A 23,284-nucleotide genomic window follows, 5' to 3' on the forward strand; every position below is an offset into this window, starting at 1 on the left:
CTCTGCAATCGCTAAAGAAATAATTTAGTTGCTAAAAACAATTGTTGGTAAATTCATGCCGAGCGATTCCCCAGACCGACGGGTACGTAAGTCCCGACTCACTACCCCCGTCCAATGAGCGAACTCGACGTGGAGGCGGTCGAACGAATCGAGGACAGCGACGTGCCGACTGGCGTGGACGCGCCCGAGTACGTCCTCTACGGGGGGAAAGGCGGCGTCGGCAAGACCACGATGGCGGCCGCGACGGGACTGGCAAGCGCCCGCGGCGGGACTTCGACGCTGGTGGTCTCGACCGACCCCGCCCACTCGCTGTCGGACACCTACGAGACCGACGTGCCGGCGAGTCCCGAGCGCATCCGCGACGACGTGCCCCTCTACGCCGCCGAAATCGACCCCGAGGAGGCGATGGACGAGGGCAACGCCGTCTTCGGTGGTGCCGTCGGCGGTGACGCCGATGGCACGGCCGCCGACTCGGGACCGGCGGGTGGCGGACCAACCGGCGACGAGGCCGGTCCGATGGGCGGCCTCGGCGGGATGCTCGGCGGCGAGAACCCGTTGGAGTCGATGCTCGGCGGGCCGATGCCGGGTTCGGACGAGGCCACCGCGATGCAGAAACTGTTGGAGTACATGGACGACGAGCGATTCGAGCGCGTCATCGTGGACACCGCGCCGACCGGCCACACCCTGCGACTCCTCGAACTCCCGGAACTCATGGACTCGATGGTCGGGCGCATCATGAAACTCAAGCAGAAGTTCCAAGGCATGATGGAGGGGATGAAGGGGATGTTCGGCGGTGAGGACGCCGACCCCGAGCAGGGGTTGGCCGACCTCGAAGAACTCAGCGACCGCATCGAGCGCCTGCGGGCCACTCTCCGGGACCCCTCCAAGACCGACTTCCGGGTCGTGATGGTCCCCGAGGAGATGAGTGTCTTCGAGTCCAAGCGCCTGCTGGGCCAACTCGCGGAGTTCGAGATTCCGGTCGGAACCGTCGTGGTCAACAAGGTGATGGAGGACCTCTCGGACGTTGCGGGCGAGGCCACCGACACCGACGCTTTCGTCTCGCCGAACCTCGACACCTGCGAGTTCTGCCAGCGACGCTGGGACGTGCAACAGGACGCCCTCGCCGAGGCCCAAGAGGTCTTCCGGGGCCACGACGTGAAGCGCGTTCCCCTGCTGGCCGACGAGGTGCGAGGAGAGCGGATGCTGGCGCTCGTGGCGTCCTGTCTGGAGTGACCGCCGGGCGGTTTCCGCACGCCGTCTCCTTTTAAAGATTTTTATATATAGAAGCTAGTATTTCGAAACGAGATGAAAATCGGACGCTCAGTGGCAGTATTATTTACATTTCTTGTGATTGTTTCCGCGCCGAGCGCGACCCTCGGGTTCGACGGTCCGACGACCGGACCGGCGACGGCCGCCGCGGCCAACGACACGCTGACCGCCTCGGTCGAGTACTCGCCGAGTTCGCCCGCACCCGACGAGACGGTCACGTTCGACGCCTCGGGTTCGACCGCGAGCGGCACCATCGACGACTACGAGTGGGACGTGGACGGCGACGGTTACGTCGAGGAGTACGGCTCTCAGACCACCTACTCCTACGACACCGCCGGGACCTACACCGTCACGCTCTGGGTGACCAACGGCGAAGGAGAGACCGACAAGGAGACAGTCTCGGTCTCCGTCGAGAACGACGCGCCGAAAGCGTCGTTCAGTTACTCGCCGACCGACCCCGCCCCCGACGACACCATCACCTTCGACGCCGGGGACTCCTCGGACAGCGACGGCCGAATCACCGACTACGAGTGGGACTTGGACGGCGACGGTTACGTCGAGGAGTACGGCTCTCAGACCACCTACTCCTACGACACCGCGGGAAGCTACACCGTCACGCTCTGGGTCACCGACAACGGCGACCGGACCGTCAAGAAGATACGCACCGTCGAGGTGGGCAACGACGCGCCCAACGCCACCTTCAGTTACTCGCCGACCGACCCCGCCCCCGACGACACTATCACCTTCGACGCCGGGGACTCCTCGGACGCAGACGGACGCATCACCGACTACGAGTGGGACGTAGACGGCGACGGCTACGTCGAGGAGTACGGCTCTCAGACCTCTCACTCGTTCGAGACTGCCGGAACGTACACCGTCACGCTCTGGGTCACCGACAACGGTGACGCGACGACCAAGAAGATACGCACCGTCGAAGTGGGCAACGACGCGCCCAACGCCACCTTCAGTTACTCGCCGACCGACCCCGCCCCCGACGACACCATCACCTTCGACGCCGGGGACTCCTCGGACGCAGACGGTCGTATCACCGACTACGAGTGGGACGTGGACAACGACGGCTACGTCGAGGAGTACGGCTCTCAGACCTCCCACTCGTTCGATACCGCGGGGACCTACACCGTCACGCTCTGGGTCACCGACAACGGCGACCGAACCGTCAAGAAAGTCCGGACCATCGAAGTCGAGAACACCGCTCCGAAGGTGTCGGTTAGCCACACGCCGTCGAACCCCTCGCCGGGCGATAGCGTCACCCTCGACGCGGGCGGGTCGTCGGACCCCGATGGCAAAATCGACGACTACGAGTGGGACGTGGACGACGACGGCTACGTCGAGGAGTACGGGTCTCGCATCACCCACACCTTCGAGGACGAGGGCCGACACACCGTCACGCTCTGGGTCACCGACAACGGCGACCGAACCGTCAAGAAGACCTACACCGTCGCTGTCGGCGACGTGGCGACCACGCAACCGGACCCGACGACTCGACCCGACCCGACCACTGCGGCGACCGACCCGGACGCCGAATCCCGAGAATCGACCGACTCAGCAGATGATTCGGACGAGTCGGGCGAATCGGACGATACGTCTGGGGATTCGTCGGTCGATTCCACCGACGGGAACTCGTTCGCCAACGGCGAGTTGTTCCAAGTCGCTCGACTCTACGCCCCCGAGAAGGTCATCGAACCGGGCAGTCCCGGCCGACTCGCCGGAGCGTTCACCGCGGACGTGACCAACGACAAGGCGACCAAGGTCCAAATCACGCTCCAAGTTCCCAGCGGCATCCAAATCAGCGGCGGGAGCGACATCGAGAGTAGCGGCGGCGGTCTGCCCACCACGACGTTCGTCATCCAACCCGGCGAGACCAAGGACATCTCGGCGCAGGTCACGGGGTCCGCGCCGGGCACCTACACCCTCCGGGCCGCGATTACCTACTTCCCGGTCGGCAACAAGAGCGCCGCCCGCGAGTACGACGACCTGACGCTGGACTTCGAGGTCCGCGGCGATTCGACCGCGAACGCCGCACTCGAGGACGACCAGCAATCGAGGACGAAGGCCGACGGCGAGTCGAGCAGTGGGACGCCCGGATTCACCCTCGGGAGCGCACTCGTCGCCCTCCTCGCGGCGGCGATGCTCGCGCGCCGGTCGCGGTAGGTTAGTCCCCGAGAGGATTTTTCGACGCCAGCGAGAAGACCAGTCCGTAGAGTTTGTCCTGCAGTTTCGCGGGGAGGAACCGGGCCAGCACCGAGACTTTGGCGATTTGCCCGACCGGGTAGCGCGCCGCGGGGTCAGTCAGGTTCGCGGCGTCGAGAATCGTCTCGGCCACGCGCCGGGGCGGGATTGCGCCCGGACCGCCGCCGCCGATGGCCTCGGTGTCCGCAAGCACGTCGTAGAGCGACTCGTAGGCTCCGGACCGCTCCAGTCCGTCGATTTCGTCGCTCACGCGGTCCATGAAGGCGGTATCGACCGGGCCGGGTTCGACCAGCACTACGTCGATGCCGTAGTCGTCCACCTCGGGCCGGAGGGCGTCCGAGATGCCCTCCATGGCGAACTTCGAACCGTTGTAGATGCCCATGCCGGGGGTGGCGACGCGACCGGCGAGGCTGGAGACGTTGACGATGGTGCCGGTCCGGCGCTCTCGCATGTGGGGTAGGACCTCGCGGGCGAGTCGGTGGGGGCCGAAGACGTTGACCTCGAACTGGTCTTTGACGCGCTCTACGGGCACGTCCTCGACGGGGCCGAGTTGGGCGTACCCCGCGTTGTTGACGAGGCAGTCGATTCGGCCCTCCTCGTCGATGATGCGGTCTACCACGCGCTCCACGTCGTCTTCGTCGGTCACGTCGAGCGTGGCGATGTTGGCCCCGGCCTCGCCCAGCGCCTCGATGTCGGCGGGATTCCGGGCGGTGGCGTAGACCTCCCACCCGTCTTCGAGGAAGCAGTGGGCCGTCTCGCGTCCGATACCCGACGAGCAACCGGTGATGAGAACGGTTTCGGTCACACTTTCACGTCGGGGCGGGGGCAGTTAAATTTCGTCGCTTCGCGGTCTCTATCAGTCTCCGACTTCGGCCTTCACCTCGTCGGCGTAGCCGTCGGCCCGGCGAGTGGGTTCCGGGAGTTTGTAGCCCGCACAGAGGAGGCCCACGATGTCGGTCGTGGTCTCGGCGCTCACGCGGTGGCCGGGACTCACGTAGAGGGGGTTGACGTGGCGCTTCTCGGGGTTGTCGTACTGGCGGGACTGGTAGGCGTAGCCGATGACGGTGCCCGCCGGCGCGGTCACGTTGTCGTCGGCCTCGATGGCGACGCGGGTACCCTCCGGCCGGGGTTCGGAAAGCGATTCGCGGGGCCGCCCACAGAGGAGGTTCTTGGCGACGCCAATCGCGGGCAGGTCGAGCATCACGCCGATGTGGGTGGCGATGCCGGCCTGCCGGAAGTGGATGCGCCCGCTTCCGTCCACCACCGCGAGGTCCGGGTCGGCCGAGAGTCGCTCGAAGGCAGAGAGGATGGCCCCGCCCTCGCGGAAGGACAGCAGGCCCGGAATGTACGGAATCTCGGTCGGTTCGACCGCGTGGACTCGCTCGATTACCTCGTCTCTGCGAGTGACGACGATGGCGCTGACGGCCTTGTCACCGTCGGCGGTGAACGCTTGGTCCACGCCCGCGACGATTGGGGTCTCGGCGTCTCCCGATTCGGAGTCGGTCGTCTGGCCGAGTGTGGTCTGGCCGGCGTCGGACCGCCCGGCGACGGCGCTCGGGTCGAAATCGAAGTCGTCCTCGAAGACGGCCTCGTCGGCGAGGTCCAGTTGCAGTTGCTCCATCTCGGCGCGGGACAGCGAGGGGTCGGGCGCGAACTCCGGACGAACTGGTGTCATTGTCGATGGCAGGAAAAAAGAGCGCGAGGACTTAGAAACGTCCGCCCGGACCGCCCGGACCACCGGGGCCGCCGGGTCCTCGGCCGCCGAATCCGCCGCCGGAGCCGAGTTGCTGGGGCGCGCGGCGCTTGCCCTTGACGTGCTTGCCGTAGGCGAAGCCGATCAGCAAGCCCGAGAGGTGCGCGAAGTGGGCGATGCCGCCCGAGACCGGGCCGAGGCCGCCGATGACCGACAGCAGGGCGTAGCCCCCGGTCATCACCCAGATGGGCATCGGAATCGGCGGGAAGATGAGCATGACCCGGAGGTTGGGGTTCAGGATGGTCAGCACGCCCATGATGGCCATCACCGCACCACTCGCGCCGAGGACGCCGCCGCCCGCGGTGCCCAGCGCCATCGCGGTGCCGATTTGGCTCAGGCCCGCCACCATCCCGCTCACGAGGAACAACCCGGTGAACTTCTTCGACCCGATGTATCGCTCGACCGGCGGGCCGAAGAAGTACAGCGCGATGCTGTTACCGGCGATGTGGAAGAAACTGAACGGACTGTGGGAGAATATCGACGTGACCCACGTCCAGACGTACTCGACGTTGCTCGCTTCGAGGACGAACAGCATCTGGAACAGTTGGGCGCTCTGGAGGACGTGGATGACTATCATCTCGGCGACGAAGGTCAGCCACATTATTCCGAGGAACACGTAGGTCATGTTCCCGCGGAAGTAACCCAGCGGGCCGCCAGCGCCGGTGTTCACGCCGAGCGAACTGGCGATGCCGCCGGAGCCACCGCTCTGGTCCACGCTGTCGTCGAAGCCGCTGTCGAACACGCCGTCCGGGTCGTTCCACTGGTTCAGGCCCGGACAGTCGTGACTTTCGGGGAGTCGGTGGGACGAGCAGTAAGTGCCGCCGCAACGTCGGCAGTTGTACGGCATGTTCTCGTGTTCGCCACACTCGTCGCACTGCGCCATTGTCGATGCCTTGGGGGCCGGACCTGAAAGGGATTTGGGTCCTTCCCGTTCGTGGCGAGGCAACGGTGTTCAGCGTCGGAACTGTCGGCAGTCCAACGTTCCGTGGCGCTCCTGCGAGCGTCGTCGGTCGGCCAGTGGCGGGTCGATGGGTAATCCGGGGTCTGCTGGTCGGCTTTCGCTCGGCTAGAGAATCAATTACATTTCTAAAAGCAACAATAACGTCTCTTAGAAGATTAAAATTCTATCCGTAACGGTTTTTGTCGTCGCCCGCGGCGTCCGCGTCGAGCGATGCCGAAATGGCCGATTACTCGCCCTTCTGGCCGCCGTAGACCGCGAAGTTGTAGTACTGCCAAATCGACGTGACCGCATCGAAACCAGACTCCCGAAGCCAGACCAGTTGGTCGGTCAGCGTCGAGGGGTTGTCGTAGTCGTCGCTGGCCTCCCACTCGTCCATGAAGTCCTCCTCCTGCCACCCCTTCGAGCGCACCCAGTTTTCTATCATGTCGCCCGAGAGGGCTTCGAGGTGGGGCGCGTCGAACTGAACCACGTCGCCGTTGATGAACCACCCGCCGGGGGCCAGCGACTCGTGGACCGCATCGAATAGCTCCTGCTTCTGGTCCTCGTCGAGGTGGTGGACCGCCAGCGACGAGACCACCAAGTCGTACTCGCCGGTCTCCTCGGGGTAGTCGTCGGGGAAGGCCCCGGTTTCGAGGGTGGCCCGGTCGCCGAAGGTATCGAGTTTCTGCTCAGCCTGCCCGAGCATCTGGTCGCTGTGGTCCACCACCCGGACCGAACTGTTGGGGAATCGGGTGAGGAGTTTCGCCGTCAGTTCGCCGGTCCCCGCGCCGAGTTCGAGGACCCGAATCTCGTCACTCCGGTCGTGGGGCGGCGCGTTCAGGATTGCGTCGTGGAGTTCGTCGTACCGGGGCACGATGGCCTCGATACCGGGGTCGTAGACACTCGCGTCGGCGAAGACTTCTCCGGGCTTCTTCATGCAACCCCCGTAAACGCTACTCCTATGTATGCTTTGAATCGAATCATACCGCCAGCAGGCGAATATTTCTTGGGCGCATGCTCCGGCAGTCCCCGCCCGAATCTGTGACGCCGAGCGCTCGGCCTCGGTCCTCGACTCCCCCAACTGAGCCACCGCTCCCGGCGAATTTTTGACGCTGGCGAACCGACAAGGAGACGTGAAGGAGTACGAGCGAAAACAACTGCTGGAGCGCGTCGAGCGCGAGGGCGCGACGGTCGGCGCGGACATCCCCGAGACCATCGACGTGCAGGGCGACGAGATAGACCTCCGGGAGTTCGTCTTCGAAATCAAGCGCAGAGAGACCGTCCCCGCCGGAGAGCGCGAGCGAGTGGACCGAGCCAAGAAGAACCTCCGGCGCGAGCGCCTTCAGCGCAAACAGCGCCTCGAGGAGGCAGACATCTCCCGCGACGAGGGCGAGGCCCTCGTGGGTGCCATCATCGGCATCGACCGGGCGCTCAACGCGCTCGAAAGTCTGGGACCGACCGACCTCCAGCGCGAGGCAGACGCCAAGGAGGCCGCCGACCAGAAGCGGTGGATGTCCTTCCTCAAGCAGGCGCTGGGCAGGGAAGATGCCGGCAGTCGCGGACGACTGTAACCATGACTCGCAACGACGAAATCGCCACGCTCCTCGAGGAGTACGCCGACCGAATCGAAGCCCAAGGCGTCGAGTACAAGCACCGGACCTACCGCCGGGCGGCCGAGAGCATCCGGGATTCGCCAGAGGACATCGCTGACCTCGCTGGCGACGGTCCCGAGGCGGTCCAAGCGATTCAGGACGTGGGCGAGTCCATCTCGGAGAAGGTCGTGGAAGCGGTCGAGACCGGCACCTTCGAGCAGTTGGACGAGGCCCGCGCCGAACTGCCGGTCGAGATAGCCGAACTCACCAGCGTCGAGGGCGTCGGTCCCAAGACGGTCGGGGACCTCTACGAAGCCCTCGACGTGCGGGATTTAGACGACCTCGAAAACGCCGCCCGCGAGGGCCGCATCCGGGATGTCTCCGGGTTCGGCGAGAAGACCGAGCAGAACATTCTGGAGGGCATCGAGTTCGCCCGCCAGTCGCAGGGCCGGGAACTCCTCGGGAACGCTCGGCCGGTCGGCGAGGCCGCACTGGAGTTTTTCGAAGCCATCCCGGAAGCCAACAGGTGCGAACTCGCAGGCTCTCTCCGCAGGTGGAAGCCCACCATCGGCGACATCGACGTGTTGGTCGGGAGCGACGACCGACAGGCCGTCATCGACGCCTTCACCGACTGGGACGAGGCCGACGAAATCATCGAGGCCGGGGGCGACAAAGCGGCAGTCCGCTCGGAGGGCCAGCGCGTAGACCTTCGAGTCGTGGTGCCCGACGAGTTCGGCTCTGCACTCCAGTATTTCACCGGGAGCAAGGAACACAACATCCGCCTGCGGAACTACGCCATCGAGCGCGACCTGAAGGTCAACGAGTACGGCGTGTTCGACGTGAGTGGCGTCGAGGACCCCGATTCCGGCCAGCGAGTCGGCGAGCGAGTCGCTGGCAAGACTGAGGAGGGCATGTACGACGCCCTCGGCTTGCCCTTCATCGAACCCGAGATGCGCGAGGACCGCGGGGAAATCGACGCCGCTGTGAACGACGACCTGCCCGACCTCCTCGCAGAGGGCGAGGTCCGGGGCGACCTGCACCTCCACACCGAGTGGTCCGACGGCGAGTACACCATCGAGCAGATGGCCGAGGCCGCCGACGAGTTCGGCCACGACTACATCTGCGTCTCGGACCACGCCACCGGGCCGGGGATGGTCGGCGGCGTCGGACTGGACGACGAGGAACTCCGCGAGCAGATGGCCGAGATTCGGGACCTCGAAGACGACCTGCCCGTCACGGTCTTTGCGGGCGTCGAGGCCAACATCGACAAAGACGGCGCAATCAGCGTCGGCGACGACCTGCTCGAAGCACTGGACTGCGTGGTGGCCTCGCCCCACAGCGCCTTGGAGGGCGACGCCACCGACCGCCTCGTCACCGCAATCGAACACCCGAGCGTGGACATCATCGGCCACCCCAGCGGCCGGATGATTCACCAGCGCCCCGGCGTCGAGTTGGACATCGACGCGGTGGCCCGCGCCGCCGCCGAGAACGACACCGCCTTAGAAATCAACAGCAACCCCCATCGACTCGATTTGTGGGGGAGCGCGGTCAAGCAGGCCGTCGAGGAGGGCGCAACCGTCGCCATCGACACCGACGCCCACTCGCCGCCGGAGTACGAGAACGTCCGGTACGGCGTCCACACCGCCCGGAGAGGGTGGGCGCAGGCCGACGATATTCTGAACACGCGGGACGCCGAGGACGTGCGGGAGTTCCTGCACTAACTGTGACTCGCTCACCGCCGGACACTCCGCTTCTGCTCGACGTGATGCTCGGCAAGTTGGCGACCTACCTCCGGATGTGCGGGTTCGACGCGGCCTACGCGCTGGACCGCGAGGCGCGAAGCGCCTCGGAACAGACGAGCGGGGAGGAGCGATGCGACGACCCGCGAGGCATCGAGGCCGACGACGCGCTCCTCGAACTCGCTCGGGCAGAGGACCGCCTGCTGGTGACGCGGGACGTAGCACTGGCCTCGCGCGCGGACGGACTACCTATTTACTCCCTCAACGTGACCGACCAGTTGCGCGAACTCGCCGACGCCGGGTTCGTCCTCGAACTCTCCGAACCGGCGCGGTGCGCCGAGTGCAACGGGGCGCTGGTCGCAGTCGAGTCTGGCGATTCGACGCCGGAGTACGCGCCCGATGCCGGCGAGATGCAAGTCTGGCGGTGCCCGGACTGCGGACAGCACTTCTGGAAGGGAAGTCACTGGGAGTCGGTCGAAGAAACGCTTTCAGCACTCTAGCTGTTGGGTTCCCACTCGTCGCAGGCGTCCATGTCGTCCATCGTCCGGCCGTAGTAGCCACACCGGGGTTGCATCCCGTCGTTGGTCCGGACGTACTCGAAGTGCTTGCAGTTGCCGCAGTAGGCGTCGGTGGTCCGCTGGCGGGGTTGGGCCGGCGCGTCGGGGTCGTCCAGCGGCGAGGAGATGTCGTTACTTGCAGTCCCGCCATCACTGGTGGCGACGCCTTGCCCGCCTCCGGCACCTCGGCCGGTCGCGCCTCGGTTCGACTGTGCCCTGCGTTCGTTCGTCTGGTTCGTCTGGGTCGGGGTCTCGCCGTCCGGCGTGTCGCCGAAGAAGCCGACGCCGCCGAGTCCGGTCTCGGGGTCTCCTCCGGTCCCTGCCTCGGCGGGGGCCTCGGTCGGCGGTTGGGTCGGGGTCGGGTCGTTTTCGGGGTCGCCGGCGGCCGACTCGGCCAGTCCGGTCCGGAGCGCCCGCAGGTTGTCCAAGTCGTCGAAGTCCTCTAACTCGCCCTTCTCGACTTCGACGGTCCGGACCTCGCCCTCGTGGGAGATTTCGAGCGTGACCGTCCCGCCGGGGTCGTTTCTGGTCTTGAAGTTCGCCACCGCGACGAACAGACACCCGAAAGTCACGAGGACCCCGAGGAAGTAGACCACGACCACCTGAAAGGTGAAGTCGGGTCCGTCGCCGACGCCCGCCCAGCGATAGGGGTAGGCGCTCGTGAACAGTGCGACTCCCAACACGGCGATGCCGGCCCCGATTGCGGCGGCGGCCCGGACGCGCTGGCTCGCGGGCAGGACGCTGAAGATGCCGACGAACACCGCCGGCACGCCGAGGCCTGCCAACACCCCGGCGATTTCCCGGCCCTGCCAGTACGTGAGACCGAAGGCGGCGTGGACGCTCGTCGTGGACATCACGATTCCGAGGACGACGAGCAGTGCCCCGGCGGCGAACAGGCCGACACCGAGGTAGAGCCGCCGGACGTTGCCGACCTCTCCGACGTTCTCCTCGTAGGCCTCCGCGAGACTCGTCATGTACGGTCAATCGCACGCGAACAAGTAAACGTTACGTCAGACGCCCGTCTGAAACCTCTGGTTGCTGTAGATTCAGTATTTCGGTCATTTTCTCGGAGGAGTCTCGACTGGCGATGCAAGCAATCGGCGATACGTCGCCGACAACCGCTGTCCGTCCGGAACGAACGATGACCGACCGGGCGGGAGCGCCGGTCGAGGACCTCCCGGCCGGCGGACATCTCAGTCGCTCCGCCAAGTCACCACCCTTTTCCACTTTGCTCCCGAACCCCCGTGCATGGCAGACGACGACTCCAGCGAGAACGCACCTGACGAGACCGAATCCGAAGGCGGAGACGACGAGAAGTCCTTCCGCGAGCGAGTCGAGGAGATTCGAGAGAAGCGCGCCGAGGAGGGCGAAGGCGACGAGGGCGACCGACGCGAGAAGATGGAGGAGATGATGGGTGGCGGCGGCCCCGGCGGCATGGGCGGCGGTGGCGGCAACCCCTTCGCGCAGATGATGGGCGGCATGATGGGCGGCGGCGGCCCCGGCGGCATGGGCGGCGGCCCGCCCGGAATGGGCGGCCGAGAAGAGGAGTCCGGCGGCAACGAGGAACTCGTCCGCGAGGTCCGCCAACTCCGCGACGAAGTGCGGGATGCGACCCGTCAGCTCCAGCGCATCGCCGACGCCGTGGAAGACTTGGACGACTGAATCCGTCGAGGTTCGTCCTCGGTTTTTTCGTTTTTGGTGGTCGGTTCGGGTAGCTGTGACTTCCTGTGAGGTTCCAAACCACCAGCAACAGAATCGGTGACGATGGTTTACGAAGCCCCCGGCCGGTCGCGGTCGCTCAGCGACATATCGCGGGCCTCTCCGCACAACCCGGCCCGCGATAGCGGTCGGCTGAGGCGACCATGGGCCTCCGGCCACCGGCGGACAAACCGCGTCCGCCGAGCAGTCGTTCGCTTCGCTCACGACAACCGCGACCGCCCGGCCCCTTCATCCCACCCATGCTGGTCGAGTAGTCGAGCGCGTTCCGGCAGTTGCTTTCACCGAGCGTTTGCCGGTGTGCGCGGTTCCGGGGGCGTCCCGGTAGTTGGTTCCAGCGAGCGTACTGTGGCGGTCCGCGAGACCGCCGCGCCCGCCGGCGATTCGCCGGTCGGTTCGCGTCTCTATCGGCGGTTCGTCAGTTTCCGGGAGCCGTGGATTTATTAGCGCGAATCCGGCTATTTCGAATCGTAACAGTGGCCGAGGAGACCGGCGGGTCGCTCCGCCTGTTCGGGAACCGCGAGTTCGTGGCGCTCGCCAGCACCGCGTTCGCTCGGAGTCAGGCGTATTCGACGATTCTCATCGCGCTGGCGCTCTACGCCGACATGTTCCAGACCTCCGGGACAGTGGAAGGCCTGTTCGGCACCGCGTTCGCGGCGGTCCAACTGCTCATCGTCCTGCCGCTGGGTCGGTACGTGGACTTGCGCGACTCCAAGAAGTTCCTGTTGGTGGGCTTGGCGCTCAACGTCGTCGTGTTCGTCGGGTTCGCGTTCGTCTCCAGCGTCGAACACGTCATCCTGCTCCGGGTCGTGCAGGGCCTCTCGGCCAGCATCCTCTGGCTGACCGGCACCACCGTCGTCGGGGAAATCAGCCCCGACGAGTCGCGCGGCCTCTGGATAGGCACCTACAATCAGGTCGGCGCGTTCTCCAGTCTGCTGGGCGACCTGTTCGGCGGCCTCCTCCTGTTTCTCTACGACTTCGAGGTCACCTACGCGGTCCTGTCGGCCATCACCATCGGCGCGTTCTTCGCGGTGTTCGCCTTCCTCCGGGACAACCCCGGCGGGAAGGCCGACCCCGACGAGGCCTCCGGCTACGAGACCATCGTGGACCTGATGGGACGCCGGGCAATCAAGGCGCTCGTCTTTTTCCGCGGCGCGTTCAGCGTGGGGAAGATGGCGGTCATCATCTTCCTGCCAATCTACGCCCGGACCGAGTTCGGCATCAACGCGCTGGTCATCGGCGGCATCATGGCGGGCGGCAAGTTGACCAAATCGCTCACGCAGGGGAAGGTCGGCGACCTGACCGACCGGGTGGGCGAGAAGTACAAGTTCATCCTCGCCGGGGCGCTGACTTACGCGGTCGGAACCGCGCTTATTCCCCTCGCAGGCTTCGCCGAGGGCTACGTCCCCAGCGTGACCCTCTCTGCGCTGGGAAGCGAGTTGGCGCTCCCCGGAGCCTTCTTCGTGCTGTTCGCGGCCTACGGCGTCCTCGGGGTGGCCGACAGCCTCCGGCTTCCCGCCAGCATGGCGCTGTTCGTCGAGGAGGGCGAACACTTCGATGCAGTCGGCTCTAGCCTCTCGCTCCGCTCCATCGCGTGGAAGGTCGGACAGGTCGGCGGCCCTGTGTTGGTCGGGGCGATTTGGGACGCCACGTCGGTCCTCGTGGCGTTCTGGACCGCCGCGGGGTTCATCGTGGTCTCGTCGGTGGTGTTCGCCCTGCTGTTTTCGATGGAACCCGCGCCGGAACACGCCGCGACACCGGCGGACGACTGACTGTCCGACGAGTCGAAACGACCGGGAAAAACCGCACTCGGCGGGCAGAGAATCGAGGAGCGTCTCGCCGTCGTCAGACGGTCATCTCGCTGGTGCCCTGAATCACGTCCACGGCGTCGGCGTCGATTGACTCGGTTTCGAGCCAGTGGGGCACGAAGTTCTGGCGGTCGAAGTCGTCGCGTTCCTCCTCGGTCCCGATGATGCACCACAACTGGGGTTCGTCCGGGCCGTGCCAGTCGCCCTGCCGACTGATGGAGAAGCAGACGCGCTCGCCGCCGTCGTACTCGATGGTGGCGTCCTTCCGGATACCGGGGTCCCCGTGGATGATGAGTCGCTTCATGCTCGCCGATTCGGAAGGAGCGTGTTTAAGCGCTTCGGGAAAGACCGGCGCGGGTTCCGGAATCCGGCGCGCGTTCGGGGGTCGTCGTGGGGGTTCGGAACCAGACGGAGACGGTCGGTCTCCTCGGCAATAGAGCATTATTTAGAAGTCTCAAGAAAACCTTTTTATTATTTAAAGAAATAAATAGTTGTTTTCTTTCCGACCCGAGCCAGTCGGGCTTTCGGCACTCGACTTCTCGAAGCCGGAAACGAACCGACCGCAACGACCCGATTCAGTACGAACCGACGTGTTCCATGTGGTAGACGACTTCGTCCGAGAGGTTCGTCAGGTAGCCCGAGTGGTTGTCGCCGACTTGCGAGGTCCCGTCGAACTCGGTGTAGTTCGGGGCGGGCGTGTTGCCGTCCTCGTAGCCCGTCTCGCCGAGGGCTTGGTCGAACTCGATGGTGTTGTAAATCCACTGAAGCACGTCGTCCTCGTGGCTGTGGTAGTTGAACATCTCGCCGACGACGTTGCTGATGGCGTTGTACGTGTCGGGCCACTCTTGGGTCGGGGCCTCGTTGTCCTGTGCGGCACCGAGCGGGTGGACCGAGTAGACTTCGTAGCCGTTGTCGGTGAACCACGAACCGTTCAGCGACCGGAGCGAACTCAACACGACCTGCGCGCCCAGCGAGTGACTGACGAGGCGGACGTTCGCACTCGGACAGTTGTACTTGTAGTCTACGAGGAACTGAGCGAGTTTCGGGCCGTTTCCTTGGGCCGCCTTCTGGGCCTCGCCCCAACCGTAGTCCGCACCGCCGCCCACGTCGTTGTCCCACGTGAGGCCGATGACGGTGCCGTCGTAGCCCGCACCGGTCAACTCGCTTTGGGCCTGACTGATTTTGTCGTGGGCGCTCTGGGGGGCGTCGTCGCCTTTCTTGTGCCAGCCGTGGACGAACACGGTCAGGTCGCCCGCGCATCCGGTGTCAACGCCGGGCACGTCGCCGCTGGTCTCGTACTCGAAGGTGCCGTAGCTGTCCTTGAGTTCGCCGTTGTCGTCGAAGTGCCCGCGCGTCGAGAGGAGGGGCACGTCCGAGGCGGCCGCGGTACCCGTCGAACCGACGAGGGCGGCGAGGCCGGTGGTGGTGACTGCACTACGCTTGAGGAACTGACGTCGATTGGTCGTCATCGCATCTTTATTTCTACTGCTTTCACTTAGTAATTACTAACATTGGAATAAATACCCAAACGTTCACCGAACGAAGTCCTCGATGGCCTCGGCGACCGAATCGTCCCGTTTCTCGACGCGGCGCTCGTAGCAGACTGTACAGACCAGTCCGGCCTCACCAACCGGGTCGCGGTCGGGATTCGCGTCGTCTCGCCCGAAGTAGTAGCCACAGTCGGCGCACACCAGCAGGTCGTCGGCGGGCGCGAGCCATCCCCGGAGCGCGCGATACGCCGCCTCGCCCGTCAGCAGGTCGTCGCGGGTGAGTTCGTCCGGCCAGCGGTCGGACCGGACGAGGGAGTCAGCGTGGGCTTCGTTGACGTGAGACGCTCCCCGTTTCCGGGCGACCTGCCGGGCCTGCTCGCTGTCCTCGCCGGTCGCGTGGATGCGGTGGTCGCAGTGGACGCACTCGAAGCGATGTTGGACCGTCATAGCGAACCGGCCGCCTCCGACCCCGATTCGGAACAGTCCGAGTCTACGCTCGCCCCCTCGGCGAGTTCGTAGTATCTGGCCTCGCGCTTGGGGACCAGACACCCCCGAGCATCCTGCCGGAGGTAGCGGGCCTGTTCGGTCTCTCGGTCGGCGACCGCTTCGGCCGTGAACACGCGGTCGCTCCCGGCCACCGATTCGAGGGGCACCTCCTCGGCCAGCGCCAGCGGGAGGCTGACGACGACTCTGCCCGGTCCGGCCGGAAGCGCGTCGGCGAGTGCGTCGGCGTCCGGTCGGCCAAGACCGGGGTCCCCGAGCAGTTCGAGATAGCTCTCGACCCGGACCGGTTCGTCCGGCCGAGGACCACCGTCGGTAGCGACCGACGCCGGGAGCGTGTCACCGGGTGGGCCGGTCTCCTCGAACGCGCTCTGGACCTCGTGGTAGGCGACGAGTTCGGGCGGGCGCTCCCGAAGCCACTCCCGCAGGCGGTCGGCGTCGAGGTCGGTGACGGCTTTCCGACCGCAGACCCTATCGTACTCGGCGCACTCCCATCCGGCGTCGACCTTCCGGACGAAGCGGTTGCCCGCCGGGCCGGTCCAGCGCAGGCAGAGGTCGTCGGCCCGACGCATCGCGGTCAGGAAGTCCCGCGGCCGAGGACTCGCCGTCCGGTCGGTCAGGTAGTAGTTACGAACGCGCTGGACCGGTGCGCTCTCGCCGCCAGCGGCGAGCAGTTGTGCGACGCCGGTCATGCTCGTCCTCCCGTCAGGTCGGCTCTCCGTGTCGGGTCGTCGCTTCTCGCCGGGATACCGCCTCCGGCGAGAGAGGACAACTGTTCGTCCTCGTGAAACCCCGTACCGTCCATTCCGTGCGTCGGGAACCCGGTCGAATGACAGGTTTTCATGGTCTCCTCCGAAGACCGTGAACGCCGGGCGTAGTCGCGGACACCACCACTCGCCCTTTCTTTCACGGTCGTATCGTATAATTTGTTCCCGAGGGACTTAAACTCGTGCTGTCCGCGGTGAAAGTAAAACTGCGTCGGCGCTCGGACTCGCCGACGGCAGTTGTGAACCAAACGGGTTTTAAGCCCCGTGGCCCTACACCACGGCAAGGTAGATATCTATGCAGATGCCACGACGGTTCAACACGTACTGCCCGCACTGCAAGGCACACGAAGAGCACGAAGTCCAGAAAGTCCGAACCGGACGCTCGTCCGGCATGAAGTGGGACCAGCGCAAACAGCGCGAAGGTTCGAAGGGTATCGGGAACCGCGGTCGGTTCTCCAAGGTGCCCGGTGGCGACAAGCCCACGAAGAAGACGGACCTCAAGTACCGCTGTAGCGAGTGCGGCAAGGCCCACCTCCGAGAGGGATGGCGCGCCGGCCGACTCGAACTGGAGGACTAACATGGCAGGAAACTTTTACACCGTTCAGTGTCCGGATTGCGACAACGAACAGACCGTCTTCGGGAAAGCCGCGACCGAGGTCGCCTGCGCCGTCTGCGGCGCGACCCTCGCCCGGCCGACCGGCGGCGACGCCGAATTCGAAGGCGAAGTGACTGACACAGTGGAAGCCCGATGAAATACAGCGGCTGGCCCGACACCGGCGAACTCGTCGTCGGCAAGATAGACGAAATCGAGGACTTCGGCGTCTTCGTGGACCTCTCGGAGTACGAAGGCAAGCGAGGCCTCGTCCACGTGAGCGAAGTCGCCAGCGGATGGATTAAGAACATCCGCGACCACGTCAACGAGGGCCAGACGGTCGTTGCCAAAGTGCTGGACGTGGACGAGAGCGCCCAGCAAATCGACCTCTCGCTGAAGGACGTCAACGACCACCAGCACTCCGAGAAGATTCAGGAGTGGAAGAACGAACAGAAGGCCGGCAACTGGATGGAACTGGCCTTCGGCGAAGACATGGGCGACGAGAAGTACACTCACGTCGCCAACGAACTCCTCGCGGAGTTCGGCGGCCTCTACGGTGGCTTCGAGCAGGCGGCGATTCACGGCCCCGAGGCCCTCGAATCGACCGACCTCACCGACGAGGAGGTCGAGGCCATCGTGGACACCGCCCGCGAGAACGTCTCGGTGCCCTACGTCACGGTCACGGGGTACGTCAACCTCGAAAGCGCCTCGGAAAGCGGCGTGGACGACATCAAGGAGGCCCTACAGGCCGCCGAGGGCAACGGCGACATCCCCGACGAGGTCGAACTCGAAGTGACCTACGTCGGCGCGCCCGAGTACCGCATCCGGGTGAAAGCGCCCAACTACAAGACCGCCGAGTCCCAGTTAGAGGACAGCGCGGCGCGCGCCGAGTCCGCCATCGAATCGGTCGGTGGCAGTGGCTCGTTCCACCGCGACCGCCAGACCGAAGAGGAGTGACTCGAATGCCGACGGTCGGACCGACCCGACGATGAACTCCGACATTCTCGTCTGTTCGGCGTGGCGAGACCACCACGACCGACCGGTCTACACCCTTTCTGCGACGTGTCCGGAGTGCGGAGCCGAGGCCGTAAACAGCGCGCCCGCTCCGTTCAACCCCGACGACCCCCACGGCGAGTACCGACGGGCACTTAAGGAGCGCGCCCGCGAGTAGTCCACATGGACGAACTCGACATCGAGGCGGTCGCCGACCCCGACCTGCGGGACCCGGTTCTCGTTGAGGGCCTACCGGGCGTCGGCCACGTCGGAAAGCTCGCAGGCGAACACCTCGTCGAAGAGAAGGATAGCGAACTCGTGCGGCGGGTCTACTCCGAACACTTCCCGCCGCAGGTCAGCGTCGGCGACGACGGCACGACCGAACTCGTCTGCGCCGAGATTCATGCGGTCGAACTCGAAGACCGAGACCTGTTGGTCCTGACCGGCGACCATCAGGCCAGCGACGGCGCGGGCCACTACCGCGTCACTGACGCTTTCCTCGACATCGCCGACGAGTTCGGCGTCGAGACGATTTACGCGCTCGGCGGCGTCCCGACCGGCGAACTCATGGACGAGTACGCGGTCCTCGGCGCGGCCACCGACGACGAGTTCGTGGCGGAGTTAGAGGACATCGGCGTCGAGTTCCGCGAGGACGAACCCGCGGGCGGCATCGTGGGCACCAGCGGCCTGCTTCTGGGCCTCGGCGAGCGCCGCGATTTCCGGGCGACCTGTCTGATGGGCGAGACCAGCGGCTACTTGGTGGACCCCAAGAGCGCCCGCGCAGTGTTGAAGGTCCTCGAAGACGTGCTGGAGTTCGAAATCGACTTCGAGTCGCTGGAGGAGCGCGCCGACGAGATGGAGGACGTGGCGAACAAGATTCAGGAGATGGAGAACCAGCAGTCCGGGATGCCGACCGACGAAGACCTGCGGTACATCGGCTAGCAATCGGATTCAGCTGATTTTGGCGTTTTGTCGAGGGAAGCGAGACGGCCTCGAAAGCCCTCGCGCCGTTCGCGGTCACGTCGGGACGACGAACCATCAGAGAAATAAATACGTTGTCTAAAACAACCCGACTATTTCTCTAAGATATAAAAACCTTGCCGAAACTCACGACCCGAAAATCTGCTGTTTGCGGTCCAGATACCAGTGGTAACTCGCCGACAGGCCCACCAGCACGAGGAAGTACCACGCCCAAAACTCCACGCCGAACGAGGAGGCAAAGAGCAAATCGAACTTCACCGCGAGCAGGGTCAGCGCGCCGAGGAGACTCACCCCGAGGTAGAACGTCGCCCACGAGATGTCGCCCTCGGAGACGACTTCCATGTAGACCTCGACCTGCTCGGCCCGGTCACGGAGTTCCAACTCCTGTTCGCGCTGGTCGTAGTCCACGATGCCCAAATCGTCGAGTTTCGGGAGATGGGTCTGGTGAAGCGAGACGTAGACGCTCTTGCGCACGTCCCGCGGCGGTGGCTCCTCGCCGGTTTCGACCGAGGCGATGTGTTCGGCCAGCGTGTCCACCGAGAGCGGTCCGTCGGCGTCTCGCAGGTGCTGGATGGCGTGTCTGCGTCGGTCGTTCCGGAGGACGTTGTGAATCTCGCCGGGGTCGAGTTCGTCCTCGGCGTCCGGGCGTTGGTCCTGAGCTGTCATATTGTCGTGATGTCACCGACGGATATGGCATTCCCCCAGTCTAAGCCGACGAATATTAATCTTGTCCCCGTTCCGATACGAATCGGACAATCGCGCTCGGCGAGAGTTTCTTTATCTCACGGCCCGTAACGCCGTCCGTGTTGCCCGAATGGCTCGTGGTCGGCGCTTGGTTGTCGGTCGGCGTCGGCGTCCTCATCGGCGTCATCTTCGTGGCGGGGGCGCGCCTCTACCCGAGCGAGACCCCCACCGCGACCCGCGCGACCGGCGAGGGACGCCGCCAAACCGAGATTCGCCAGTACCTCTCGACCATCGGCGAGGAGTTCGCCGAGGACCACTTCGTGGAGGGCCAGCACGTCGCGTTCTACCTCCCCAAGCGCGACGTGGCCATCACCTTCGATGCGCGGGCCTACTTCCGCATCGAGCGTTCGCCCACCTTCGCGGTCCTCGTGGAACACGAGATGCCGGGGATGCACTTGGGCGACCGCTTGCCCTTCGAGACGCCCGACATCGAAGACGACGACGACCAGATGGACCCGGCAGACGCCGCGTTCGCCGTCCTCGGAGTCCCCGATAGCGCGACCCTCGCCGAGGTCAAGCGCGCTTACCGGGAGAAGGTCAAGGAGGTCCACCCCGACCACGGCGGCGACCGCGAGGAGTTCCAACAGGTCCGAGAGGCCTACACCACGGCGAAGAATCAGGTCAGTTAGTTCGCGCCCAACTCCGAAACCTCGTAGGCGACGTTCCCGTCCCGAAGCGCGTCGGTGACGCGGCCCACGATGTCCGCCGTAGCGACCACCACCGCATCGAGTCCTCGTCCGGCCGCCTCGGCGGCCACCTCGCCTCCGGCGAACGTCGTCGCGGGTTCGCAGTCGGCCCGCCGGAGCGCGACCACGGCCTCGACCCCAGTCGCAGACACGAGGTCGGCCGACTCGCAGGCGTCAGCGAGCGTCTCGGCGTCGGTCGCTGACGACCCGCCGGACCGGACCGGCGGCACCTGATACACCGTGACGCTACCGGGATTGAAGTCGATGATGCCCTCGAACCCGGTGACGCCCACGTCCTCGCCGGCCTCGGCGTCGGTGGTCGCCACCCCGGTCGCGGGTCCCTCCTCGCCGGGCGTGGCGTGCAAGAGGCCGTCCCGGAGCGAGAGCGTCACCGAGTCGCCCTCCGCCACGTCGTCGGTGGCGATGGCGGCCTCCTCTTGGACGCTCCCGAGGATGTCGTCGGTCACGTGGTCGGCGTACCGTCGCACGTCGCCCGCAGACTGCAGGAGCCAATCGACGCCCTCCTTCGTGACGGTGTAGCGCGACCGGCCCTCCTTCTCGACCAGACCGTCGTCTACCAGCGCCCGGATGTACTCGCTGACGGCCTGACTGGTCACGCCGACCGCCTCTGCGATTTCGCCCTGACTCACCGCGGGTTGGCGGTCCGCGATTTCGGCGAGGATGCGAAACCGGGTCGCGGCCCGCTTGTTCTCCAGAACGTCGGCCATGTGTTGACTTGTCGGGCGGCGCGTTAAAAACGTCGGCGTTCGACGCGCAGACTCGACACGAAGAACCGAGGACGCGCCCCGCTGGTCGCGGCGAAGCGAACGCTTAACCCGGTTCCAGCGCCTATTCGAAGCCGAATGACTGGGGGCTTCCACGAGACGACGACCGCGGCGGTCGAACCGTGGCTGGCGGCCGTGCTGTCGGTCGCGGGCCTCGCCACCGCGATTCTCGCGGGACTCGCGCTCGCCTCGTTCGCCCGGCGTCGGTCGCGGTCGTACCTCCTCGTGGCGCTGGCGCTGGTCGCGCTGTTCGCCCGGACCGTGGTCGCCGCGCTCTCGATGACCGGGATGTTGGCCGACTCGTGGCACCATCTGCTCGAACACGGCTTGGACCTCACGATGGCGTCGCTGGTCATCGGCGCGGTCTACTACGCTCGGAGCGTCGAACGCCGCGGGACCTCGGAGGGGACCTGAGATGGCCGGAACCACCCGCGAGACGCTTCGGTCGCACGTCGAACGCAACCCCGGTCGGCACTTCAACGCGCTGGTCCGGGACCTCGATTTGGCACCGGGGCAGGTCCAGTACCACCTCAGACGCCTCCGGAAGGACGACGCGGTGGTCGAGGAGCAGTATTATGGCCAGACCCACTACTACCCGCCGGACTGGGACCCGTGGGAGCGCGGCGTGCTGGCGCTGGTCCGGCGCGAGACCTCCCGCGACGTTCTCTTCGACCTGCTGGAGCGCGGACCGGACGGACCGGGCGCGGTGGCCGAGCGAGTGGGCGTCGCCCGGAGTACGCTGGAGTGGCACGTCGGCCACCTCGTGGAACAGGACGTGGTTCGCAAGGAACGGGACAGCGCCAATCGGGTGACGCTCAAACTCGTCGCCCCCGAGCGCACCGTCGAACTGCTGAACGCGGTCGAACCCTCGCTTCCCGAGCGACTGGTGGACCGGTTTGAGCGCCTCCTCGACGGGTTGCTCGCTGACGGTTCGTAACGTGTCCCGAACCGCCCGCTCCCCCACCGTCGTCTTCGACACCAACGTCTTCGTCGCCGAACTCGGCTTCCCCGACGAGCCACCGGTCTGCGTCGCGCTGGCCGAGGCCGGCGCGGTCGAACTCGCCGTCTCTCCGCCTCTCGTCCGGGAGTTCTCGGCTGTCCTCGACTACGACCGTCTCCGCCTCCCGGCCGAGCGCCACGCTGAAGTCGTCGAGCGCGTCGTCGAGTCGGCCCGCGTGGTCGAACCTGCGGTGTCGGTAGACGCCACCGAGGACCCGAACGACGACGCCGTTATCGAATGCGCGCTCTCGGCGGGGGCCGAGCGCGTGGTTTCCGACGACGCGCACCTCACGGCACTCGACGGCATCGGCGGCGTCGAAGTCCTCACGCGGGACGCCTTCCTCGACCGGTACGCCGACCGGGACGAGTGAGGAGTGCCCGCGACCCGGACGCGGGCAGGTCAGACATCGCCGTCGCCGTCGAGTTCCGGGTCGAACAGGTCTTCGATGTGGCAGTTGAAGTGGCGGGCCAACTTGAACGCGAGTTCGATGGAGGGGTCGTAGCGTTCGCGCTCGATGGCGTTGATGGTCTGGCGGGTGACCCCGACCGCTTCGGCGAGGTCGGCCTGACTCAACCCCACAGCGTCTCGTCGCTCCCGAATCTCGTTCTTCATGGCCGGTAGCGGAGCGCGAGATAGACCGCGCCGAAAGTGACGTACAGCGCGACGAAGCCGTAGAGCGCGGGCCAGACCGCTGACGGGACCTCGTAGGCGGTCACTCTCGGAATCACGCGGGCCGCCGACGCCGCGAGAACCAGCACCACTGCGAACAACTGGAGGGTGAGGTGGCTGGCTCTGCGTTCGAGCGACCGGTCGCGCTCGTCGAACAGCGTCAGCGACGTGCCCTGCCAGACGGCGAGGAACCCGAGGATGCCGATCCAGTAGACGGCCTCGCTGAGCAGGGGGTATCCGAGGACCTCGCGCAACAGGAGCGCGACGGCGACGCCCCCGAGGACGAACCCGTACATCAGGCGTCGGTACTTGCGTCGTTGGTCGAGCAGACTGTTTCCGGCGGTTTGTGTTCGTGTCATGGCTGGTGTAAAGTAGGTCTGTCGTAAAGTACGCTTTACAGTAAAGTATGCTTTACACTGGCACTTAAATATACCGATGAGTTGAACTGCGGGCGAAAACGGAGATTAGCGCGATAGAGAACTGATATTATT

General features: G+C 65.6%; 29 protein-coding genes. 16 read left to right on the forward strand and 13 right to left on the reverse strand.

Going from position 1 to position 23,284, the window contains the following annotated elements:
- Nucleotides 1-114: 114 nt before the first annotated feature.
- Both P2T57_RS00005 and P2T57_RS00010 read left to right on the forward strand, forming a co-directional pair.
- The gene (locus tag P2T57_RS00005; RefSeq protein WP_276300422.1) at nucleotides 115-1,233 is read left to right on the forward strand and encodes an ArsA family ATPase; all 1,119 of its coding nucleotides are present in this window, start codon (nucleotides 115-117) and stop codon (nucleotides 1,231-1,233) included.
- Between the two features lie 114 nt (nucleotides 1,234-1,347).
- A complete protein-coding gene (locus P2T57_RS00010) occupies nucleotides 1,348-3,441 on the forward strand; it encodes a PKD domain-containing protein (protein WP_276300423.1) in 2,094 nt (697 codons plus the stop codon).
- A gap of 1 nt (nucleotide 3,442) precedes the next feature.
- On the opposite strand, the gene P2T57_RS00015 is transcribed toward P2T57_RS00010, so the two are convergent.
- From P2T57_RS00015 to P2T57_RS00030, 4 genes are all read right to left on the reverse strand, one after another.
- On the reverse strand, nucleotides 3,443-4,285 hold the full coding sequence (locus P2T57_RS00015; RefSeq protein WP_276300424.1) for an SDR family oxidoreductase: 843 nt from the start codon (nucleotides 4,283-4,285) through the stop codon (nucleotides 3,443-3,445).
- Nucleotides 4,286-4,336: 51 nt separating this feature from the next.
- Nucleotides 4,337-5,155, reverse strand: a complete 819-nt coding sequence (locus P2T57_RS00020) for an endonuclease V (protein WP_276300425.1) — start codon at nucleotides 5,153-5,155, stop codon at nucleotides 4,337-4,339.
- Between the two features lie 31 nt (nucleotides 5,156-5,186).
- Nucleotides 5,187-6,116, reverse strand: a complete 930-nt coding sequence (locus P2T57_RS00025; protein ID WP_276300426.1) for a rhomboid family intramembrane serine protease — start codon at nucleotides 6,114-6,116, stop codon at nucleotides 5,187-5,189.
- Nucleotides 6,117-6,420: 304 nt separating this feature from the next.
- Nucleotides 6,421-7,110, reverse strand: coding sequence for a class I SAM-dependent methyltransferase (locus P2T57_RS00030; protein WP_276300427.1), 690 nt, complete (start codon nucleotides 7,108-7,110; stop codon nucleotides 6,421-6,423).
- Between the two features lie 196 nt (nucleotides 7,111-7,306).
- On the opposite strand from P2T57_RS00030, the gene P2T57_RS00035 reads away from it, so the two are divergent.
- From P2T57_RS00035 to P2T57_RS00045, 3 genes are read left to right on the forward strand one after another with little or no spacing between them, the layout of a single operon-like run.
- The gene (locus P2T57_RS00035; RefSeq protein WP_276300428.1) at nucleotides 7,307-7,744 is read left to right on the forward strand and encodes a DUF5788 family protein; all 438 of its coding nucleotides are present in this window, start codon (nucleotides 7,307-7,309) and stop codon (nucleotides 7,742-7,744) included.
- 2 nt (nucleotides 7,745-7,746) lie between these two features.
- Nucleotides 7,747-9,486 carry a DNA polymerase/3'-5' exonuclease PolX gene (polX, locus tag P2T57_RS00040; RefSeq protein ID WP_276300429.1) on the forward strand — a complete coding sequence of 580 codons (1,740 nt, stop codon included), beginning with the start codon at nucleotides 7,747-7,749 and terminating at the stop codon, nucleotides 9,484-9,486.
- Nucleotides 9,487-9,488: 2 nt separating this feature from the next.
- The gene (locus P2T57_RS00045; RefSeq protein ID WP_276300430.1) at nucleotides 9,489-10,004 is read left to right on the forward strand and encodes a Mut7-C RNAse domain-containing protein; all 516 of its coding nucleotides are present in this window, start codon (nucleotides 9,489-9,491) and stop codon (nucleotides 10,002-10,004) included.
- Here the strand turns inward: P2T57_RS00045 and P2T57_RS00050 are convergent.
- Nucleotides 10,001-11,035, reverse strand: coding sequence for a cell division protein CdpA domain-containing protein (locus P2T57_RS00050; protein WP_276300431.1), 1,035 nt, complete (start codon nucleotides 11,033-11,035; stop codon nucleotides 10,001-10,003). The two genes, P2T57_RS00045 and P2T57_RS00050, sit on opposite strands and share 4 nt — an antisense overlap.
- Nucleotides 11,036-11,309: 274 nt before the next feature.
- On the opposite strand from P2T57_RS00050, the gene P2T57_RS00055 reads away from it, so the two are divergent.
- On the forward strand, nucleotides 11,310-11,723 hold the full coding sequence (locus tag P2T57_RS00055) for a hypothetical protein (RefSeq protein WP_276300432.1): 414 nt from the start codon (nucleotides 11,310-11,312) through the stop codon (nucleotides 11,721-11,723).
- A gap of 530 nt (nucleotides 11,724-12,253) precedes the next feature.
- Nucleotides 12,254-13,549, forward strand: coding sequence for an MFS transporter (locus tag P2T57_RS00060; RefSeq protein ID WP_276300433.1), 1,296 nt, complete (start codon nucleotides 12,254-12,256; stop codon nucleotides 13,547-13,549).
- A 73-nt stretch (nucleotides 13,550-13,622) separates the two neighbouring features.
- On the opposite strand, the gene P2T57_RS00065 is transcribed toward P2T57_RS00060, so the two are convergent.
- From P2T57_RS00065 to P2T57_RS00080, 4 genes are all read right to left on the reverse strand, one after another.
- Nucleotides 13,623-13,889, reverse strand: a complete 267-nt coding sequence (locus tag P2T57_RS00065) for an HAH_0734 family protein (RefSeq protein WP_276300434.1) — start codon at nucleotides 13,887-13,889, stop codon at nucleotides 13,623-13,625.
- A gap of 271 nt (nucleotides 13,890-14,160) precedes the next feature.
- On the reverse strand, nucleotides 14,161-15,054 hold the full coding sequence (locus P2T57_RS00070; RefSeq protein ID WP_276300435.1) for an alpha/beta hydrolase: 894 nt from the start codon (nucleotides 15,052-15,054) through the stop codon (nucleotides 14,161-14,163).
- Nucleotides 15,055-15,117: 63 nt separating this feature from the next.
- Nucleotides 15,118-15,522, reverse strand: a complete 405-nt coding sequence (locus P2T57_RS00075; RefSeq protein ID WP_276300436.1) for a hypothetical protein — start codon at nucleotides 15,520-15,522, stop codon at nucleotides 15,118-15,120.
- Nucleotides 15,519-16,268, reverse strand: a complete 750-nt coding sequence (locus P2T57_RS00080; RefSeq protein WP_276300437.1) for a hypothetical protein — start codon at nucleotides 16,266-16,268, stop codon at nucleotides 15,519-15,521. The genes P2T57_RS00075 and P2T57_RS00080 overlap by 4 nt, the downstream gene beginning before the upstream one ends.
- Before the next feature lie 370 nt (nucleotides 16,269-16,638).
- On the opposite strand from P2T57_RS00080, the gene P2T57_RS00085 reads away from it, so the two are divergent.
- Genes P2T57_RS00085 through P2T57_RS00105 form a run of 5 tightly spaced genes read left to right on the forward strand, consistent with a single transcriptional unit; the run spans nucleotide 16,639 to nucleotide 18,870 of the window.
- Nucleotides 16,639-16,920 (forward strand): 50S ribosomal protein L44e, encoded by a 282-nt coding sequence (locus P2T57_RS00085; protein ID WP_135826568.1) that lies wholly within the window; start codon nucleotides 16,639-16,641, stop codon nucleotides 16,918-16,920.
- Nucleotide 16,921: 1 nt separating this feature from the next.
- Nucleotides 16,922-17,095 carry a 30S ribosomal protein S27e gene (locus P2T57_RS00090; protein WP_128477829.1) on the forward strand — a complete coding sequence of 58 codons (174 nt, stop codon included), beginning with the start codon at nucleotides 16,922-16,924 and terminating at the stop codon, nucleotides 17,093-17,095.
- On the forward strand, nucleotides 17,092-17,892 hold the full coding sequence (locus tag P2T57_RS00095; RefSeq protein ID WP_276300438.1) for a translation initiation factor IF-2 subunit alpha: 801 nt from the start codon (nucleotides 17,092-17,094) through the stop codon (nucleotides 17,890-17,892). Before P2T57_RS00090 ends, P2T57_RS00095 begins: the two co-directional genes overlap by 4 nt.
- A 31-nt stretch (nucleotides 17,893-17,923) precedes the next feature.
- Nucleotides 17,924-18,106 carry an RNA-protein complex protein Nop10 gene (locus P2T57_RS00100; protein WP_276300439.1) on the forward strand — a complete coding sequence of 61 codons (183 nt, stop codon included), beginning with the start codon at nucleotides 17,924-17,926 and terminating at the stop codon, nucleotides 18,104-18,106.
- Between the two features lie 5 nt (nucleotides 18,107-18,111).
- Nucleotides 18,112-18,870 (forward strand): proteasome assembly chaperone family protein, encoded by a 759-nt coding sequence (locus tag P2T57_RS00105; RefSeq protein ID WP_276300440.1) that lies wholly within the window; start codon nucleotides 18,112-18,114, stop codon nucleotides 18,868-18,870.
- A gap of 165 nt (nucleotides 18,871-19,035) precedes the next feature.
- Here P2T57_RS00105 and P2T57_RS00110 read toward each other — a convergent pair whose 3' ends face one another.
- On the reverse strand, nucleotides 19,036-19,575 hold the full coding sequence (locus tag P2T57_RS00110; RefSeq protein ID WP_276300441.1) for a DUF7344 domain-containing protein: 540 nt from the start codon (nucleotides 19,573-19,575) through the stop codon (nucleotides 19,036-19,038).
- A 140-nt stretch (nucleotides 19,576-19,715) separates the two neighbouring features.
- Between P2T57_RS00110 and P2T57_RS00115 the strand changes: the two genes are divergently transcribed.
- Nucleotides 19,716-20,282, forward strand: coding sequence for a J domain-containing protein (locus P2T57_RS00115; protein ID WP_276300442.1), 567 nt, complete (start codon nucleotides 19,716-19,718; stop codon nucleotides 20,280-20,282).
- Here P2T57_RS00115 and P2T57_RS00120 read toward each other — a convergent pair.
- Nucleotides 20,279-21,067, reverse strand: a complete 789-nt coding sequence (locus tag P2T57_RS00120; RefSeq protein ID WP_276300443.1) for a DUF7839 domain-containing protein — start codon at nucleotides 21,065-21,067, stop codon at nucleotides 20,279-20,281. The genes P2T57_RS00115 and P2T57_RS00120 overlap by 4 nt on opposite strands.
- Before the next feature lie 135 nt (nucleotides 21,068-21,202).
- Between P2T57_RS00120 and P2T57_RS00125 the strand changes: the two genes are divergently transcribed.
- Genes P2T57_RS00125 through P2T57_RS00135 form a run of 3 tightly spaced genes read left to right on the forward strand, consistent with a single transcriptional unit; the run spans nucleotide 21,203 to nucleotide 22,494 of the window.
- The gene (locus P2T57_RS00125; RefSeq protein WP_276300444.1) at nucleotides 21,203-21,538 is read left to right on the forward strand and encodes a DUF7471 family protein; all 336 of its coding nucleotides are present in this window, start codon (nucleotides 21,203-21,205) and stop codon (nucleotides 21,536-21,538) included.
- A gap of 1 nt (nucleotide 21,539) precedes the next feature.
- On the forward strand, nucleotides 21,540-22,061 hold the full coding sequence (locus P2T57_RS00130) for a winged helix-turn-helix transcriptional regulator (protein ID WP_276300445.1): 522 nt from the start codon (nucleotides 21,540-21,542) through the stop codon (nucleotides 22,059-22,061).
- Between the two features lies 1 nt (nucleotide 22,062).
- Entirely contained in the window at nucleotides 22,063-22,494 is a 432-nt protein-coding gene (locus P2T57_RS00135; protein ID WP_276300446.1) for a putative toxin-antitoxin system toxin component, PIN family, read from the forward strand.
- Between the two features lie 29 nt (nucleotides 22,495-22,523).
- Here the strand turns inward: P2T57_RS00135 and P2T57_RS00140 are convergent, their stop codons facing one another.
- On the reverse strand, nucleotides 22,524-22,736 hold the full coding sequence (locus P2T57_RS00140; RefSeq protein ID WP_276300447.1) for a helix-turn-helix transcriptional regulator: 213 nt from the start codon (nucleotides 22,734-22,736) through the stop codon (nucleotides 22,524-22,526).
- A complete protein-coding gene (locus P2T57_RS00145) occupies nucleotides 22,733-23,152 on the reverse strand; it encodes a DUF2178 domain-containing protein (RefSeq protein ID WP_276300448.1) in 420 nt (139 codons plus the stop codon). The genes P2T57_RS00140 and P2T57_RS00145 overlap by 4 nt, the downstream gene beginning before the upstream one ends.
- Between the last annotated feature and the right edge of the window lie 132 nt (nucleotides 23,153-23,284).

This window comes from Halorussus lipolyticus (assembly GCF_029338375.1).
Classification (GTDB): Archaea; Halobacteriota; Halobacteria; order Halobacteriales; family Haladaptataceae; genus Halorussus; species Halorussus lipolyticus.

Excerpts from the sequence above, each read along its gene's own strand:
- P2T57_RS00130 (WP_276300445.1), top strand. The coding sequence starts at position 21,540 with ATGGCCGGAACCACCCGCGAGACGCTTCGGTCGCACGTCGAACGCAAC.
- polX (WP_276300429.1), top strand. The coding sequence starts at position 7,747 with ATGACTCGCAACGACGAAATCGCCACGCTCCTCGAGGAGTACGCCGAC.
- P2T57_RS00085 (WP_135826568.1), top strand. The coding sequence starts at position 16,639 with ATGCAGATGCCACGACGGTTCAACACGTACTGCCCGCACTGCAAGGCA.
- P2T57_RS00050 (WP_276300431.1), bottom strand. The coding sequence starts at position 11,035 with ATGACGAGTCTCGCGGAGGCCTACGAGGAGAACGTCGGAGAGGTCGGC.
- P2T57_RS00030 (WP_276300427.1), bottom strand. The coding sequence starts at position 7,110 with ATGAAGAAGCCCGGAGAAGTCTTCGCCGACGCGAGTGTCTACGACCCC.
- P2T57_RS00020 (WP_276300425.1), bottom strand. The coding sequence starts at position 5,155 with ATGACACCAGTTCGTCCGGAGTTCGCGCCCGACCCCTCGCTGTCCCGC.
- P2T57_RS00120 (WP_276300443.1), bottom strand. The coding sequence starts at position 21,067 with ATGGCCGACGTTCTGGAGAACAAGCGGGCCGCGACCCGGTTTCGCATC.
- P2T57_RS00145 (WP_276300448.1), bottom strand. The coding sequence starts at position 23,152 with ATGACACGAACACAAACCGCCGGAAACAGTCTGCTCGACCAACGACGC.
- P2T57_RS00125 (WP_276300444.1), top strand. The coding sequence starts at position 21,203 with ATGACTGGGGGCTTCCACGAGACGACGACCGCGGCGGTCGAACCGTGG.
- P2T57_RS00080 (WP_276300437.1), bottom strand. The coding sequence starts at position 16,268 with ATGACCGGCGTCGCACAACTGCTCGCCGCTGGCGGCGAGAGCGCACCG.
- P2T57_RS00055 (WP_276300432.1), top strand. The coding sequence starts at position 11,310 with ATGGCAGACGACGACTCCAGCGAGAACGCACCTGACGAGACCGAATCC.
- P2T57_RS00065 (WP_276300434.1), bottom strand. The coding sequence starts at position 13,889 with ATGAAGCGACTCATCATCCACGGGGACCCCGGTATCCGGAAGGACGCC.
- P2T57_RS00070 (WP_276300435.1), bottom strand. The coding sequence starts at position 15,054 with ATGACGACCAATCGACGTCAGTTCCTCAAGCGTAGTGCAGTCACCACC.
- P2T57_RS00025 (WP_276300426.1), bottom strand. The coding sequence starts at position 6,116 with ATGGCGCAGTGCGACGAGTGTGGCGAACACGAGAACATGCCGTACAAC.
- P2T57_RS00005 (WP_276300422.1), top strand. The coding sequence starts at position 115 with ATGAGCGAACTCGACGTGGAGGCGGTCGAACGAATCGAGGACAGCGAC.
- P2T57_RS00090 (WP_128477829.1), top strand. The coding sequence starts at position 16,922 with ATGGCAGGAAACTTTTACACCGTTCAGTGTCCGGATTGCGACAACGAA.
- P2T57_RS00140 (WP_276300447.1), bottom strand. The coding sequence starts at position 22,736 with ATGAAGAACGAGATTCGGGAGCGACGAGACGCTGTGGGGTTGAGTCAG.
- P2T57_RS00110 (WP_276300441.1), bottom strand. The coding sequence starts at position 19,575 with ATGACAGCTCAGGACCAACGCCCGGACGCCGAGGACGAACTCGACCCC.
- P2T57_RS00105 (WP_276300440.1), top strand. The coding sequence starts at position 18,112 with ATGGACGAACTCGACATCGAGGCGGTCGCCGACCCCGACCTGCGGGAC.
- P2T57_RS00095 (WP_276300438.1), top strand. The coding sequence starts at position 17,092 with ATGAAATACAGCGGCTGGCCCGACACCGGCGAACTCGTCGTCGGCAAG.
- P2T57_RS00075 (WP_276300436.1), bottom strand. The coding sequence starts at position 15,522 with ATGACGGTCCAACATCGCTTCGAGTGCGTCCACTGCGACCACCGCATC.
- P2T57_RS00100 (WP_276300439.1), top strand. The coding sequence starts at position 17,924 with ATGAACTCCGACATTCTCGTCTGTTCGGCGTGGCGAGACCACCACGAC.